The 16,312-nt window shown below is 66.4% G+C and carries 12 protein-coding genes; 10 read left to right on the forward strand and 2 right to left on the reverse strand.

Annotated features, from left to right (window positions below; genetic code table 11):
* The first annotated feature begins 45 nt into the window (after positions 1–45).
* Positions 46–1,542 carry a phospholipase D-like domain-containing protein gene (locus tag ACFFF7_RS06175; RefSeq protein ID WP_379480507.1) on the forward strand — a complete coding sequence of 499 codons (1,497 nt, stop codon included), beginning with the start codon at positions 46–48 and terminating at the stop codon, positions 1,540–1,542.
* 13 nt (positions 1,543–1,555) lie between these two features.
* Positions 1,556–2,164 carry a GTP cyclohydrolase I FolE gene (folE, locus tag ACFFF7_RS06180; protein ID WP_379480508.1) on the forward strand — a complete coding sequence of 203 codons (609 nt, stop codon included), beginning with the start codon at positions 1,556–1,558 and terminating at the stop codon, positions 2,162–2,164.
* Here the strand turns inward: folE and ACFFF7_RS06185 are convergent.
* Together ACFFF7_RS06185 and ACFFF7_RS06190 are read right to left on the reverse strand one after the other, a co-directional pair.
* Positions 2,161–2,517 carry a DUF3147 family protein gene (locus tag ACFFF7_RS06185; RefSeq protein WP_379480509.1) on the reverse strand — a complete coding sequence of 119 codons (357 nt, stop codon included), beginning with the start codon at positions 2,515–2,517 and terminating at the stop codon, positions 2,161–2,163. The genes folE and ACFFF7_RS06185 overlap by 4 nt on opposite strands.
* A 4-nt stretch (positions 2,518–2,521) precedes the next feature.
* Positions 2,522–3,001 carry a peroxiredoxin gene (locus ACFFF7_RS06190; RefSeq protein WP_379480510.1) on the reverse strand — a complete coding sequence of 160 codons (480 nt, stop codon included), beginning with the start codon at positions 2,999–3,001 and terminating at the stop codon, positions 2,522–2,524.
* A gap of 185 nt (positions 3,002–3,186) precedes the next feature.
* Between ACFFF7_RS06190 and ACFFF7_RS06195 the strand changes: the two genes are divergently transcribed.
* The 8 genes from ACFFF7_RS06195 (at position 3,187) to addA (ending at position 16,251) form a co-directional block, all read left to right on the forward strand.
* Complete coding sequence (locus ACFFF7_RS06195) at positions 3,187–3,648, forward strand: S-adenosyl-L-homocysteine hydrolase (protein ID WP_379480511.1); 462 nt, start codon at positions 3,187–3,189, stop codon at positions 3,646–3,648.
* A 220-nt stretch (positions 3,649–3,868) separates the two neighbouring features.
* A complete protein-coding gene (gene ahcY, locus ACFFF7_RS06200) occupies positions 3,869–5,269 on the forward strand; it encodes an adenosylhomocysteinase (protein WP_379480929.1) in 1,401 nt (466 codons plus the stop codon).
* Positions 5,270–5,319: 50 nt separating this feature from the next.
* Entirely contained in the window at positions 5,320–7,677 is a 2,358-nt protein-coding gene (locus tag ACFFF7_RS06205; RefSeq protein WP_379480512.1) for a sensor histidine kinase, read from the forward strand.
* On the forward strand, positions 7,674–8,117 hold the full coding sequence (gene tsaE, locus ACFFF7_RS06210; protein WP_379480513.1) for a tRNA (adenosine(37)-N6)-threonylcarbamoyltransferase complex ATPase subunit type 1 TsaE: 444 nt from the start codon (positions 7,674–7,676) through the stop codon (positions 8,115–8,117). The genes ACFFF7_RS06205 and tsaE overlap by 4 nt, the downstream gene beginning before the upstream one ends.
* Positions 8,114–9,097 carry an aminoglycoside phosphotransferase family protein gene (locus ACFFF7_RS06215; protein WP_379480514.1) on the forward strand — a complete coding sequence of 328 codons (984 nt, stop codon included), beginning with the start codon at positions 8,114–8,116 and terminating at the stop codon, positions 9,095–9,097. The genes tsaE and ACFFF7_RS06215 overlap by 4 nt, the downstream gene beginning before the upstream one ends.
* A 5-nt stretch (positions 9,098–9,102) precedes the next feature.
* The gene (locus tag ACFFF7_RS06220) at positions 9,103–9,813 is read left to right on the forward strand and encodes a nucleotidyltransferase family protein (RefSeq protein ID WP_379480930.1); all 711 of its coding nucleotides are present in this window, start codon (positions 9,103–9,105) and stop codon (positions 9,811–9,813) included.
* A complete protein-coding gene (gene addB / locus ACFFF7_RS06225; RefSeq protein ID WP_379480515.1) occupies positions 9,806–12,787 on the forward strand; it encodes a double-strand break repair protein AddB in 2,982 nt (993 codons plus the stop codon). The genes ACFFF7_RS06220 and addB overlap by 8 nt, the downstream gene beginning before the upstream one ends.
* Positions 12,784–16,251 carry a double-strand break repair helicase AddA gene (gene addA, locus ACFFF7_RS06230; RefSeq protein WP_379480516.1) on the forward strand — a complete coding sequence of 1,156 codons (3,468 nt, stop codon included), beginning with the start codon at positions 12,784–12,786 and terminating at the stop codon, positions 16,249–16,251. Before addB ends, addA begins: the two co-directional genes overlap by 4 nt.
* Positions 16,252–16,312 lie beyond the last annotated feature (61 nt).

The following is a 16,312-nucleotide window of genomic DNA, read 5'->3' on the forward strand; positions in this document are numbered from 1 at the left end:
CGAGGGCCGCAGCGTGTGGCCGGCGATCGGCCGACAGGGGTAGGCATGCAGGCAGAGCAATTCGACGATCATTCGGTAACACGGTCAGCCTGGCGCTTTGCCAAGGCGAGCCGGGCCCATGTGGTCATTGACGCTGCGGCCTATTTCTCCCTGATGCAGGAAGCGATGCTTGCGGCACGACAGCGGATTCATCTCATCGGCTGGGATTTCGATACGCGGGCCCGGCTAGGGACGGGGCGGCGGTGGTGGAACGGGCCCAGTCGCAAGAGTCATCCGGCCCGCCTGGGAGCCTTTGTCGTGTGGCTCTGCAAGCATAGCCCGGGTCTGCAGGTGCGCGTGCTCAAGTGGAATTTCGGGGCGCTGAAATTTGTCTTCCGCGGTTCGATGGTCCTCGATCTGATCCGCTGGTACATGAACCCGTCGATCGATTTCAAATTCGACGCGGCCCATCCGTTGGGGTGCAGTCACCATCAGAAGATCGCTGTGATCGACGATACCTTTGCGGTTTGCGGCGGGATCGACATGACTTCGGACCGCTGGGACACCCCCGAACACATCGATAACGACCCGCGGCGGCGGCGGCCCAACGGAACCAAGCTTTACGGCCCCTGGCATGATCTGACGATGATGGTTGAAGGCGATGCAGCACAAGCCCTGGCTGCCCTGGGCCGCAATCGCTGGAACGTTGCCGGCGGCGAACCGCTGACGCCGTGCGCACCGCAGGACAAAAGCGCCTGGCCGGCGAAGCTGGATGCCGAGTTTCACGATGTCGAGGTCGGCATCGCCCGCACCCGGGCCGCCTATCGGGATACTGCCGAGGTGCGCGAGATCGAAGCGCTTTTCGTTGAGCATATTCGGCGCGCCAAGCGCTTTATCTATGCCGAAAGCCAGTATTTCGCCTCACGGGTGATTGCCGAGGCGATTGCCGCCAAGATGGCGCAGCCCGATCCGCCGGAAATCGTCCTGATCAATCCTGAAACGGCGGAGGGCTGGCTGGAACAGGCGGCGATGGACGGGGCACGAATTCAACTGTGTCATGCCATCGGGCGACACGATCCGGGCAACAAGTTCCGCATCTTCATTCCCTATACCGCCGGTGGTACGGCGATCTACGTCCATTCGAAGATGATGATCGTCGATGACCAGATCTTGCGGATCGGTTCGGCCAACATGAACAATCGATCGCTTGGCCTCGACAGCGAATGCGACATGTTCATCGATGCAGAGCGACCGGGCAACGATCACGTCGTCCCGGTAATCCGCAGGATTCGGGCGCGCCTGCTGGCCGAGCATTCCGGCTTGCCGGTCAATGCGGTGGCGGCGGCACTGGACAGGGGCGATTCGATGATCGACCTGATCGCCAGCGCTCCGGGCCAGGGTAAGCGACTGGAACCGTTTGCCTTGCGCGCGTTGACCGATACGGAGAAATCGGTTGCGGACAACGCGCTGCTCGATCCAGAGCGGCCCGAGGAAATGTTCGAACCACTCTCAAAACGCCGCGGACTTTTCCGCCGTGGTGGCTGGCTGCGCAAGCCGCGCTGAAGGAGCGACGACGATGAGCTGTGATCACGATGGCGGCGATGCCGGTCCGATGGCCAAGCTGCCAGTTCCCGACGATGTCCAGGATGCGATCCGCACCCTGATCCGCTGGTCGGGCGACGATCCGCAGCGCGAAGGCTTGCTCGATACCCCGGCGCGCGTGGCGCGGGCGTGGAAGGAATATTGCCTGGGTTACGGCGAAGATCCGGCACATCATCTGGCCAGGCAGTTCGAGGAAGTCGGCGGCTATGACGAACTGGTGCTGCTTAAGGATATTCCCTTCCAGTCGCACTGCGAACATCACATGGCGCCGATCACTGGAAAGGCGGCTATTGCCTATATGCCGCACCAGAAGGTTGTCGGCATCTCGAAGCTGGCGCGCGTGCTCCACGGATTCGCCCAACGCCTGCAGATTCAGGAGCGCCTGACCGCAGAGGTTGCCAAGTGCATCTGGGACAACCTTCAACCCCAGGGCGTTGCCGTGGTGATCGAGGCCCAGCACGGCTGCATGACCGGGCGCGGGGTAAAGACCCCCGGAGTCAGCATGGTCACCAGCCGGATGATGGGCTGCTTCCTTGACGACAACCGCAGCCGCAAGGAAGTGCTGAGCCTGATGGGTTACTAGACCGGAAGGCCGAAACGCCGGCCTAACCACATCAACACAAGATAACCGCCAATCGCGGTGGCGCTGCCTGCGGCAAGGGCCAGCGGCAATCCGGTGCCGCGGCGCAGGGCCAGTGCTATGACCAGGAACGATGGCAGGGCGGCGATCACGTAAAGCGCGGTGCCGGTCATAAAGTCGGCGGCGCGGGCCGGGTCGGGCGCATCGCGCCACAGCCAGGCCAGCGCCAGCAATGTCGTGAGCGGCAGGCTGGCGACGAAACCGCCCCAGCCGACATTGCGCCGCGCCAGTTCGGAGGCAGCGGCGATCACGACGCCCGAAAGCGCCGCCTTGATCGCCAGCTGCCCCCACATCATCGGATCAGAGCTGGTCGAGCATGTGCTCGGCGCTGCTCACCTTGAATTCGCCCGGCGCTTCGACGTTGAGCTGTTCGACGACACCGTCGTTGACCACCATCGAGAAGCGCTGGCCGCGCGTGCCCAGTCCGAAGGCGCTGCCGTCCATGGTCAGGCCAACAGCCTGCGCGAAATCGCCGTTGCCATCGGCCAGCATGGTGATGGCGTCCGAACCGGCCGCCTTGTTCCACGCGCCCATGACGAAGGGATCGTTGACCGCGGTGCCGACGATCTCGTCGATGCCCTTGGCCTTGAGGTCTTCGGCCTTTTCGACAAAGCCCGGCAGGTGCTTGGCCGAGCAGGTCGGGGTGAAGGCACCGGGGACCGAGAACAGCGCAACGCGCTTGCCCTTGAAATAGTCGGCGCTCTGCACTGCTTCGGGACCCTGGTCGGTCGCCTTGACCAGCTTCACGTCGGGCAGCTTGTCGCCTACCGAAATCGTCATTGTCCGTCTCCTTGGATGAGCGCCTGTGCGCGCGTTGCGAATTGCCCGCTGGATATAGGGCGGGGCGCGGACAGGGCAAGCGGGACGGCGATGGTTAATTTGTCTTTACCGGGCCGGTTTAACTTTGGGTAAACCCGATCGGCGACTGTGCAGGGGCGAGAAGAGACTCGTGGGGAGACTGCACAATGAACGTCAAGGGGGTCGCGGCAGGACTTGCCGCCGTGTCGATGCTGTTTACGGTTCCGGCCCAGGCCGCGGGCATGAGCTCGGCCGAAAAGCTGCGGCGTCTGGACATCATGCTGATGGTGACCGGACTGCGCTGCCGCACGACGCAGTACAATTTCCAGGCCGATTACGGCCGGTTCACCACCAATCACATTGGCGAACTCAACGCTGCCAGCCGCGAGATGAAGGCCGGCCTGGCCAAGCGCTATGGTGCCGCCGGTGCCAATCGCGCGCTCGACAAGATCAGCGTGACCATGGCCAACGATTACGGCAACGGCCATCCGTGGCTGGGCTGCGATCAACTCAAGAAAGTGGCCAGCAGCCTCGCTGCAGCCAAGGGCAGCGCACCGCTGGTCGAGGCGGCGGACCAGCTGCTGGGCGATAGCCAGGGTGGCAGCGGCTACAACTGGGCGCGCCGCTAAGCGATTCAACCGGGGGGTTGGCTGGGGGCAGCCGGGAGCGCGCGGGCAACGGGTCGTGCCCGCGCCTTCTCGTTAGGCATATAAAGATATCTTTATATTTGCCTCTCCAAAGATGAGAGGCTAAGGGCGGCGTCATCATTGGCGCCGCCTTTCGCTTGTCCGGCGCGCGCTTTCATCGGATCGATTTCAAGGAGTTTGCCCCGTGGCCAGCGCAGCGGATATTGCCGTCAAGGATTACGTCATCGCCGATCTCGGCCTCGCCGACTATGGCCGGGCGGAAATCCGCATTGCCGAAACCGAGATGCCGGGGCTGATGGCCCTGCGCGAGGAATTCGGCGCAGCCCAGCCGCTCAAGGGCGCGCGGATCACCGGATCGCTGCACATGACGATCCAGACCGCGGTGCTGATCGAGACGCTGACCGCGCTTGGCGCAGAGGTGCGCTGGGCAACCTGCAACATCTTTTCCACCCAAGATCACGCCGCCGCGGCGATCGCCGCAGCCGGCATTCCGGTCTTCGCGATCAAGGGCGAAAGCCTGGCCGATTACTGGGATTATGTCGGCAGGATCTTCGACTGGGATGACGGCACCGGCCGCACCGCCAACATGATCCTGGACGATGGCGGCGACGCCACGATGTTCGCACTGTGGGGCGCGCGGCTAGAAGCGGGCGACACCATGCCCGAGCCGACCAATGCCGAGGAAATCGAATTCCAGCGCGCGCTCAAGGCATTCATCAAGGCGAAGCCGGGCTATCTCACCATGTCGGTTGCGCACATCAAGGGCGTGTCGGAAGAGACCACCACCGGGGTCCACCGCCTCTACCAGATCGCCAAGGACGGCAAGCTGCCTTTCCCCGCGATCAACGTGAATGACAGCGTCACCAAGTCGAAGTTCGACAACCTTTATGGCTGCAAGGAATCACTGGTCGACGCGATCCGCCGCGCCACCGACGTGATGCTGGCCGGCAAGGTCGCCTGCGTCGCGGGCTTCGGCGACGTCGGAAAGGGGAGCGCCGCTTCGCTGCGCCAGGGCGGCGCCCGCGTGATGGTCACCGAAGTCGATCCGATCTGCGCGCTGCAGGCGGCGATGGAAGGCTATGAAGTCGTCACCATGGAAGAAGCGGTGACCCGCTGCGACATCTTCGTCACCGCCACCGGCAACGAGGACGTGATCACTGCCGAACACATGAAGGCGATGAAGCCAATGGCGATCGTCAGCAACATCGGCCATTTCGACAGCGAGATCCAGATCTCGGCGCTCGACAACTACAAGTGGACCGAGGTCAAGCCCGGCACCGACCTGGTCGAATTTCCCGACGGCAAGCAGATCATCATCCTGGCAAAGGGCCGCCTGGTGAACCTTGGCTGCGCCACCGGCCACCCCAGCTTCGTGATGTCGGCCAGCTTCACCAACCAGACACTGGCGCAGATCGAACTGTTCACGCGCAACGAGCAGTACAAGAACGAAGTCTATGTGCTGCCCAAGCACCTCGACGAAAAGGTCGCTGCGCTGCACCTCGAAAAGCTGGGCGTCAAGCTGACCACCCTCTCGAAGAAGCAGGCTGACTATATCGGCGTGCCGCAGCAGGGTCCGTTCAAGCCGGATCATTACCGCTACTAAGGCGCGTTCCGCACCTTGCCATAGTGTCCCCCGGCGCATAGCTGGGGGGCATGACGCTGTCCTCCACCGCTTCGGTTCTGCTTGGCCTGCTTTTGGCGGCCTGGACCATCGCGGCGGGCTGGGCAATTCTGGCCGCGCGGCGACGGCAGGGCCGCGCCGAGGCCAGCCTGCGTCATGCCCGGCGGCTTGGCCGGATGGTCGACGAAAGCCCGGCGCTGCCGCTGCTGGTGCGGGTCGACGGCAAGATCGAAGCACCGCAACGTCTGGCAAACTGGCTTGGGCTGGAAAAGGTCCCGCAATTCCTGACCGAGCTTGACGGCGGGCGGATCGATGGCGGGGGCGGGGGGCTGACCGCGGAAACGCTAGCTGAACTTACCGAAGCGGTGCGCCGCACCCAGCGCTCGGCCGCGCCGTTCCGCATGGTCGCCACCCCGCGCGGCTCGACCCGCAGCCTGGCGCTGCGCGGCCACCTGGCCGACCCGCAGGTTTCGCCCGGCGGCGCCGCGCTGGTCTGGGTGTTCGATTTTTCCGACAGCGAGAGCGAGCTGGTCCAGTTGCGCGACGATGCGGCCCGCGCCCGCGGCGATTTTGCGGCGCTGGTCGGGCTGATCGAAGCCGCGCCGATGCCGATGTGGTTCCGCAGTCCCGACGGCGATCTGCGGTTGGTCAACCAGGCCTACGTCCGCGCGGTCGGCGGCGATGACGCGCGCGCGGTTGCCGATGCCGGGACCGAACTGGTCGAAGCGGTCGATGGCCTGACCGCGCGCCAGGTTGCGTTGCAGGCCTTCACCAGGAAGCTGCCGATCGAGCGGATGGTATCAGCCACGATCGACGGCCAGCGCCGCGCGCTGCGCGTGTCCGATCTGCCGCTGGGTAGCGAAGGCGTGGCGGGCTATGCCGTCGATGTTGAGGACATGGAGGAACTGAGCCGCGATTTCCGTGCCTTCCGCGATGCCCAGCGCGCCATGCTCGATCAACTCTCAACCGGGGTCGCGCAGTTCGACGCCAAGCGTCAGCTGACCTTTGCCAACCAGCCGTTCCAGCGGATCTTCGCATTGAAGCCCGCCACGATGCTCGACCCGCCGCCGTTCGAGCGGCTGCTCGACATTGCCCGCGATGCCGGGCGCGTGCCCGAAGCGCGTGATTTTCCGGCCTGGCGCCGCGAACGTACCGCCTGGTTTACGGCAACCACCCCGCAGGAAGAAAGCTGGACCCTGGCCGATGGCACGCACCTGCGCGTGGTCGCCCAGCCGCTCCCCGATGGTGGGATGATGCTGATCGCCGAGGACCGTACCGAGCAGCTGCGCCTGTCCGCAGTTCGCGACACCTTGCTGCGAACCCGTACGGCAACCTTCGACAGCCTGTTCGAATCGGTCGCGGTGTTCGCCCCCGACGGACGGATGCAGCTATGGAACCGCCGCTTTGCGGCTGACTGGGGGCTGGACGACGCCTTCCTCGATACACACCCCAGGATCGAGACGCTGCTTGAAAGGATCGGGCAGAGCCTGGTCCATCCGGGCCGGGTCAAACAGGTTGGCGATGCGATCCGCGCCGCGACGCTCGATCGCAAGCAGACCGGCGGACGCACCGCGCTGGCCGACGGGCGCACCCTGGAGTTTGCCGGGGTGCCGCTGCCCGACGGCAACGGACTGCTGACGGTGCTCGACATCACCGACAGCCAGAAGGCGGAGGAAGCGCTGAAGCAGCGCAATGCCGCGCTGGAAGAAGCCGACGCGATGAAGACCCGCTTCCTTGCCACCATGAGCTATGAATTCCGCACCCCGCTAACCTCGATCGGCGGCTTTGCCGAACTGCTCCAGGCCGGCTTGGGCGGCGAACTGAGCGAGCAAGGCAACGACTACGTCAATGCCATCCTGACCTCGGTCGGACGTCTCGGCGAACAGATCGACGACGTGCTCGACCTGTCGCAAAGCGAGGCTGGGATGCTGCCGCTGGCCGAAGAGGAAATCGACCTGCTGCCGTTCATGACCAAGCTGGTCGAGGAACGCAGCGCCGCCGTGAAGGCGGGCGACATCGCGCTCGATATGCGCGGCGATCGCAGCGCGGGCCGGTTGACCGGCGACCGCCGCCGGCTGGGCCGCGCCATCGGTCACCTCATCGACAATGCCATCGCCGCGACGCCGCCGGGCGGGCGCATTCTGGTCGAGCTGTCCGGACGCAAGGGCAAGGCGCAGATCGTGGTGTCCGACAACGGCCCGGGGATGGATGCGGCGACGCTGGCCCGCGCGCTCGAAGGGATCAAAGTCAGCGCCGATGGCAAGACCATCGAACGCCGCCAGGGCCTGGGCCTGCCGCTGGCCCGCCAGTTGATCGAAGCGCATGGCGGAACCGTGCAACTCCTGTCGGAGCCGGGGCAGGGCACCGCCGCCATTGTCGAACTGCCGTGATCATCGACCTGCCCGATCTTGCCGCGACTTCGGAGCTTGGCGCGCGCATCGCCGCACAGCTGCGGCCAAGCGACGTCGTGGCGCTGTCGGGCGGGCTGGGCGCGGGCAAGACCACGCTGGCCCGCGCGATCATCGCCGCCTTGGGCCATCAGGGTGAGGTTCCTTCACCCAGCTTTGCGATTATCGAGACATACGATCCGCCCGCTGTCCGACTGCCCTTGGTCCATGCCGATTTCTATCGTTTAGACCGGCCGGAAGAGGCCGAGGAGATCGGTCTCGACGACTACCGCGAAGGGGCCGCGCTGATCGCCGAATGGCCCGAACAGGCCGGCGGCTTCGCGCACGAACCGGGCTGCCTGTCGCTCCGTCTTGAAACTGCGGAAACGGGGCGGATTGCCATTGTCGAGGGCGGGTCCGATTGGCTAGGGCGGATGCCATGACCGAGCAATTGCCCGAAGACGTCGACACTTTTCTGGACCGGGCCGGGTGGGCTGGCGCGGCAATCGAACCGCTGCCTGGCGACGCTTCGTTTCGGCGTTATTTCCGCATCCGCAGGGGCGATGCGTCGGCCATGTTGATGGATGCGCCGCCTCCGAACGAAGATCCGGCGCCGTTTCTGCGAGCGGCCAAGTGGCTTGACGCCAATGGTCTGCGCGCGCCCCTGATCCTGGCCGAGGACGCGGCGCGCGGACTGGTTCTGCTCGAGGATTTCGGCGAGGTGCGGATGCGCGATTACCTCGACGAATGGCCGCAGGACGAGGCCGAGGTCTATCGCGGCGCGATCGACGCTCTGGTCAGCCTGCACCGTCTGCCGCCGGGGCCGTTCACCACTTACGGGCTGAGCGAATACCTGCGCGAGGCGCGGCTGTTCACCGAATGGTATTGTCCTGCACAGGGGCTGCGCGTCGATGCTGCGGGCCATGATGCGGCGTGGGAAGACGTTATAAGCCAGCTGCTGCCGCGTCAGCGCCCCGGTGTGACCGTGCTGCGCGATTATCATGCCGAAAATATCATGTTGCTAGGATCGCTGCAGAAGCAGGGCCTGCTCGATTTCCAGGACGCGTTGGTCGGCCATCCGGCCTACGATCTGGTCTCGCTGCTGCAAGATGCCCGCCGTGACGTCTCGCCGCAGCTTGAGACCGAGATGTTCGACTATTACGTCGCGCAGACCGGGGTCGGGAGCGATTTTCTGGCCGACTACGCCCGGCTTGGGGCGCAGCGAAATGCCAAAATCGTCGGCATCTTCGTGCGGCTGTGGAAGCGCGACGGCAAGCCCCGCTATCTCGATCTGATCCCCCGCGTCTGGGGGGCAATGGAACGCGATCTGACCCACCCGGCGATGGAGCCGGTGCGCGCCTGGTTTGAAGCCAACATCCCTGACGATCTGCGCCAGTCGGGCGGCGGCACCTTCACGCAATGATCACAATGCCTGGCACGGCAATGATCATGGCCGCGGGCAGGGGCACGCGGATGATGCCGTTGACGATGCATCGTCCGAAGCCATTGGTCGAAGTCGCCGGGACGACGCTGCTGGATCATGTGCTCGACCTGTTGCGTGGTGCCGGGATCGGACGGATCGTGGTCAATGTGCATTATCTTGCCGATCAGATCGAAGCCCACCTGGCGGCCAATGCCGACGATTTCGACGTCGCTATTTCGGACGAACGCGCGTTGCTGCGCGACACCGGCGGCGGCCTGATCAAGGCACTGCCGCTGATCCCCGATGATCCGTTCTTCTGCATCAATGCCGACAACTGGTTTGCCGATACCAGCGAGCACGCCTTGCACCGCATGGCCGCCGCCTGGGATCCAGCGTTGATGGACGTGCTGATGCTGGTGGTGCCAATGGCCATGGCCGGCAACACTCAGGGCCAGGGTGATTTCGATCTGGCGGACGATGGCAGGCTCTCCCGCGAAGGTGGCAAACGCCCACGCCCCTATGTCTGGACCGGCATTCAACTGCTGGCGCAGAAAATCGTCACCGATCCGCCGTCCGATATCTTTTCGACCAATGTGTTCTGGGATCGGGCTATCGCCGAGGGGCGTTGTCACGGGCTGGTCCACGACGGGCAATGGTTCGACGTTGGCTATCCTGAAGCGATCGCGATGACCCAGGCCGCAATCGCCGGTGGCTGAGCGCGGCGGGCCCCAGGTCTATTCGATCGCGGCGCACCGCGGCTTTGCCGATGCCCTCGTCGCCGGGCTGATCCCGCGATACGCCGAGCCGGAGCTCGGCCTGGCCCGCCTGACCCTGCTGCTGCCCAGCCGCCGCGCCGAGCGGATCGTTACCGAGGCGTTCGTGCGGCTGTCGGGCAGCGGCTTGCTGCTGCCGCGCATGGCCGTGGTTGGCGACCTCGACCTTGACGAAACATTGGGGCCGCTGCTCGATCCTCTGGGGGCAGGCGCGGATATTCCGCCTGCCGCCGATCCGACCCGGCGGTTGTTTCGCCTGGCCGAACTGTTGCGCGGGGCCATGCCCGATCCGCCACCGACCCCGGCGCTGCTGCGGCTCGCCTTCGAGACCGGGCGGACCATGGACCGGCTGGCGATCGAGGGACTGGGGTTCGACAACCTGATCGAGGAGCGGATCGCCGGAATCGTTGGCGACCAGGCCCGGCACTGGATCGATTCGACCCGGACCTTTGCGACGGTACTGGCGCAGTGGCAGGCCGAGCTGACCGCGCGCGGCGAAGTCGATCCGCCGGAGCGGCGCAATCGCCTGTTCGATCATGCGGCAAAGCGCTGGCGCGAGACGCCGCCGGAGACGCCGCTGGTCGCTGCCGGGATAACCAGCGCATCGCCGGCTCTGGCGCGGCTGCTGCGGGTAGTGGCCGAAATCCCGCGCGGGGCGGTGATCCTGCCCGATCTGGATCTCTCGCTTGACGACGAAACCTGGGAACTGCTTGGCACGGCTGGCGCCCCTGCCGGGCCGGACGATCCGCCCTTTGGCGAGCGTGACGCGCTGACCCATCCGCAATTCCATTTGAAGCTGCTGCTCAACCGCATGGGGGTGAACCGCGGCGAAGTCGATCAGTGGCATCGAGCCGGTCTGGCCGCCGCCCCGCCCGAGCGGAGCCGCGCCATTTCCAATCTGTTCCTGCCGTCAAGCGCCAGCGCGCGCTGGGTCGATCTGCCCGCTGCGCAGCGCCGCCTGGCCGGGGTGCGGCTGATGAACAGCGCGCATCCCGGCGAGGAAGCGCAGGCCGTTGCCATCCTGATTCGTGAGGCGCTGGAAGTTCCCGAGCGGCGCGTGGCGCTGGTCACTCCGGATCGCGGATTGGCGGCGCGCGTCGTCGCCCACCTGCGCCGCTGGAACATCGCCGCCGACGATACCGCCGGGCTGCCGTTGCCGCAGACCGCAGCGGGGCGGGTGCTGCTGCAACTGGCCGAAATCGTCGCCAGCGGCGCGGCGCCGGTGCCGCTGCTAGCGCTGCTTGAACACCCGCTGGTCCGTCGCGGTGAGGCGCGCGCGGCGTGGCTCGACCATGCCCGCCAGCTGGATCTGGCGCTGCGCGGTCCGCGCCCGCTGCCGGGCCTGCCGCCGCTGCGCGCGGCGGCGGCGAAGCTGGGTGAGGGGGTGCAGGCGTGGTGGGCCGAGGTCGAGGGCATCGTGGCACCGCTGCTCGATTGGCCCGAAGCCCTGCCATTGTCCGATGCCCTCGACCGGTTGGTGGTCGCGGCCGAAGCGCTCTGCGGGACCGCACTGTGGGGCAATGCCGATGGGCGGGCACTGTCGGCGCTGGTCGAGGATCTGCGCAATGCCGCGGATCAGGTCGGTACCACGCTCGCCGCTTATGACATTACCACCGTGTTGCGCGATGCGATGGACCGGATTGCGGTTCGCCCGCCGTGGGGCAGTCATCCGCGCGTGGCGATCTACGGCCTGCTCGAGGCGCGGATGAGCCGCGCCGATCTGGTCATTTGCGGCGGCTTGACCGAGGGTGCCTGGCCGGCCAGCCCCGGTGCCGAGCCCTTGTTGCCGCCGGCTGTCCTGCGCGCACTGGGCGTGCCATCGGGCGAGTTCCGCATTGGGCTGGCGGCGCATGACCTGGCCGGGGCTTTGGGCGCGCCAGAGGTGGTGCTGAGCTGGGCCAATCGCGACGAAGGCGCACCGGTCATTCCCAGCCGCTTCGTATTGCGGGTCGAAGCCTTGCTGGGCGAACTGGCCGACAATCATCGCGAACGGCGCGCAGTCGAACTGGCGCGCACGATCGACCGGGCCAGTCCGGCACCGCCCTATCCGCGGCCCGCGCCGACGCCCTCGGCCGCGCAGCGCGACGTGGCACTGGCGGTGACCGCGATCGACCGGCTGCGGTCCGATCCCTATCAGTTTTATGCCAGCGCCATCCTCAGGCTGCGCGCGCTCGACCCGCTCGACGCTGAGCCCAGCGCGGCGTGGAAAGGCACGGTGGTCCACGCCGTGCTCGATCGCTGGCACAAGGCCGGCGGGCGCGCGGGTGAATTGCTCGCCTTGGCAGCCGAAGAACTGGCAGCGATGCAGGCACACCCCCTGGTGCGGACGCTGTGGTGGCCGCGATTGGCCAAGGCGCTCGAATGGATCGATGCGGAGATCGCGGCGCAACAAGCGGAGGGGCGCCAGGTCCTGCGTACCGAAGAGCCTGGCGCGATGCAGGTCGACGGTGTCCGCGTCCACGGCCGGGCCGATCGGATCGATACGCGCGGCGATGGCAAGCTGGTGATCGTCGACTACAAGACCGGCGCGCCGCCGTCGCCGCGCATGGTCGAGCGGGGTTTTGCGCTGCAGCTTGGCGTGCTCGCCCTGATCGCGCGCGATGGCGGCTTTTCCGGAATTGCGGGCGAGCCGGACGGGTTCGAGTATTGGTCGCTGGGCAAGAAGGCGAATACCGATCAGTTCGGCTATGTCAGCGAGCCCGTGCTGGAAGGGCAGAAAAAATCGGGCCTGCCGCGCGGCGAATTTCTTGACACCATCGAAGGCTTTTTGCGCGAAGCCATTGCCCGATGGATCAAGGGGGACGAGGCCTTTGTCGCCCGGCTCAATCCCGATATCGGCGGATACAACGATTTCGACCAGCTGATGCGGCTCGACGAATGGCAGACCCGCGCCGATGCCTGGGCGATGACGCCATGAGCCGGGTCTACCCCCTGACCGGCGAACAGCGCCCCGCCGTCGATCCCGGCGAAGTTGTGTGGCTCTCTGCCTCAGCCGGGACCGGCAAGACCCAGGTGCTGTCGGCGCGGGTGCTACGGCTGTTGCTGCAGGACCACGTCAGCCCGTCGCAGATTCTGTGCCTGACCTTCACCAAGGCCGGCGCGGCGGAAATGGCGACCCGGATCAACGAGGTGCTGGCGCGCTGGGTGCGGGCCAGCCCGACCGAGCTGTTCCGCGATCTGGAAGCGATCGGCGCGCCCTCCGGCCCCGATGCGCAGGCGCGCGCGCGCACGCTGTTCGCCGAAGTGCTCGATTGCCCTGGCGGCGGGCTGCGGATCGATACGATCCACGCCTTCGCCCAGTGGCTGCTCGCCGCCTTCCCGCATGAAGCCGGACTGACCCCCGGCACCCGGGCAATGGAGGACCGCGATCGCCAGCTGCTGCTGCGCGAAGTGCTGGCCGATCTGCTGCTCGCGGCGGAACGCGGCAACGATGCGGCGACGCTCGAGGCGGTGGCGACGCTGTCGGAGCGGCTCGGCCCGGACGCGGTCGAAGGCTATCTGCTGCGCTGCGCCGAAGCGCGCCAGGCATGGTTCGGGGCCGGGGCTTGGCAACCCCCGATGGATGCTGCGGTGCGGCGTCTGATCGGTCTCGACGCCGATGCCGATGAAGCTTCGGTTGCGGCGCTGTGCGATGACGACGTGTTCGATGTCGAGTCACTGCGCTGCTGCCTGGCGGCCTATGCCCAGTGGTCGGCCAAGACCGGGGTCGATGGCCGGGCGGTGATTGCCGACTGGCTTGGCGCTGCGCCAGCGCAGCGGCTCGAACGTCTGCCGGACCTGTCGAAGGTCTTGTTCACCCAAAAGGACACGGTCAAGAACGCCGCGTCGCTGACCAAGTTCGAAGAGAGTTTCGTCTATGCCGCCGAGGCGGTGCTCGGCTCGGTTCTGGCGGTGCGCGAACGTCAGGCGCTGGTCGCACTGGCGGCCTGGCTGACCCCCGCGCTGGAGCTTGGCCGCCGCTTTGCCCTGGCCTGGGACGAAGCCAAGACCCGCGCCGGGTACATCGATTTCGACGACCAGATCCGCCAGGCCGCGCACCTGCTGCACCAGTCCGAACTGGCCGACTGGATCCGCTACAAGCTCGACCGCCGTTTCGACCACGTGCTGGTCGACGAGGCGCAGGATACCAATGCTGCGCAGTGGCAGATCATCGACGCGCTGGTCAGCGATTTCTTCAGTGGCGAGGGCGCACGCGGCGAAGTGCTGCGCACGCTCTTCGTGGTCGGCGATTACAAGCAGGCGATCTTCCGTTTTCAGGGGACCAGTCCCGAGAACTTCGAGCGGGCACGCCGCCGGATCCGTCACGCGATGCGGGGGTTGGCCGAGAACGTCGTCGAATTGCGCGCAAATCGCCGGGAACGCGAATTGCAGGAGCTTGGTCTGGGCACCAGCTTTCGCAGCGCGCACCGCGTTCTGGAATTCGTCGATCTGGCGATCGGCCGGATTGGACACGCCAGCTTCGGCCTGAGCGAAGAGCCGCCGCCGCACGTCGGCGAGGACCGCCCGGGATTGGTCACCATGTGGCGCGTGGTTAGTAGCAGCGAACAGGATGAGGTCGAGGACGACGAGGGCGAGGATACCTGGTTCGCCCGCTCCGACCGCCGCCTGGCCGACCGCATCGCCCTTCAGGTGCGGCAATGGCTCGACGAGGGCTTTCCGCTGGTCAAGGGCGAAGCGCCCGGCACTGCCCGTCGCGCTAAGGCCGGTGACGTCATGGTGCTGGTGCGCAAGCGCAAGGAACTGGCCGGGCTGATCGTCGGGCGGCTGCACGCGGCCGGCGTGCCGGTGGCCGGGGTCGACCGTCTGCGTCTTGCCGCACCGCTGGCCGTGCGCGACCTGATGGCGGCGCTGCGCTTTGCCGCACAGCCTTTTGACGATCTCAACCTGGCCTGCCTGCTGACCTCACCATTGCTTGGCTGGTCTCAGGAAGACTTGCTTGAACACGGTTATCGCCCGGACAAGGTCTTGCTGTGGGAGCACCTGCGCCGCAGCCGCGCACCGCTGGTCGAACAGACCATGGCGCAGTTGCTCGACCTCTTGCGCCTTGCCGATTTCGAACCGCCCCTTGCGCTGCTCCACTGGGTCCTGACCGGACCGTGGCAGGGCCGACGGCAGCTTGTCGCGCGGCTGGGGGCAGAGTCCAACGATCCGATCGACGAACTGCTCAATGCGGCCAGCGCCTATGCCACGGGTGAAGTGCCGAGCCTGCAGGGCTTCATTCGCTGGTTCGACGCGGGCGAGGGCGAGCTTAAGCGCGAGGCTGGAAAGCAGGGCAATCAAGTGCGGGTGATGACCGTGCATGGCGCCAAGGGCCTGCAGGCGCCGATCGTGATCCTGGCCGATGCGGCCGACAATCCCGACCGCTCGCTCGGCAGTCCGCTTGAACTGGTCGATCCGGCCAGCGAACTGGGCGGCGAACCGCGCGCGATCCCGCTGCCGTCGCTGCGCCGGTCGGAACGGGTCGGGCGCATGGCCGAAGCCGATGCCAAGGCGAAGACGGAAGAGCGGCAAGAGCATTGGCGGCTGATGTACGTCGCCATGACCCGGGCGGAAGAAGCGCTGTTCATTGCCGGCGCGCTGGGGCCGAAGGAGAAGGATCCTGCGCCGGACAGCTGGTTTGCGCGCCTCGAAGGTCTGTTCGAAAGCGCTGATTGGCTGGGTGATCCGTTGTGGGGGGCGCGGCTGGAATATGGTGCGCGGACCGACGCGGCGTTGTCTCCGGTCCTGGCGACTGTGCAGAAATTGTCTTTGCTGGAACCCTGGCTGGAACGCGAGCCACCGGCCGAACCCCGGCCGCCACGCCCGCTGGCGCCATCGGCGCTGGGCGAGGATCAGGGCGCCGATCCGCCGTATCCGCCAGGTGCGGGCGCCGCGGCGGCGCGACGCGGGGTGCTGCTCCACAAATTGCTCGAACGCCTGCCCGAGGTTCCGCCGACAGAGCGGCTGGCCGCAGCGCAGGCGTGGCTGGGGCGAACTGCCCAGGATCTTGACCAGCACGCCCGCGTAAACATGGCATCTGCCGCGGTAAAGGTTCTGGCCGACCCGGCCTGGGCTGACCTGTTCGGGCCGGGCTCGCTGGCCGAAGTGCCGATCGCCGCGACGGTTGGCGGGCAGGTCATCGCCGGAACGATCGACCGGATGGCGATCGATGGACAGCGGATCCGCCTGGTCGATTACAAGACCGCGCGGCGACCGCCAGCCAGCCTGGACGAAGTGCCGGTGGCGATCCTGCGCCAGATGGCCGCCTATGCGGCGGCGCTGCAGGCGGTTTATCCGGGGCGCACGGTCGAAGCCGCGCTGCTCTATACCCAGACCCCGCAGCTGCTGGTCATTCCCGCAGATCTGCTGGCGATGCACAAGCAGGCTTTGCCCACAGCCTAGCAATCCTTTGCCCATGCGGGCGTTGCCAATCGCGCCCCGGCACCTAAATTGGGTGCAACCA

It is taken from the genome of Novosphingobium aquiterrae (assembly GCF_042434435.1).
GTDB classification, from domain to species: domain Bacteria; phylum Pseudomonadota; class Alphaproteobacteria; order Sphingomonadales; family Sphingomonadaceae; genus Novosphingobium; species Novosphingobium aquiterrae.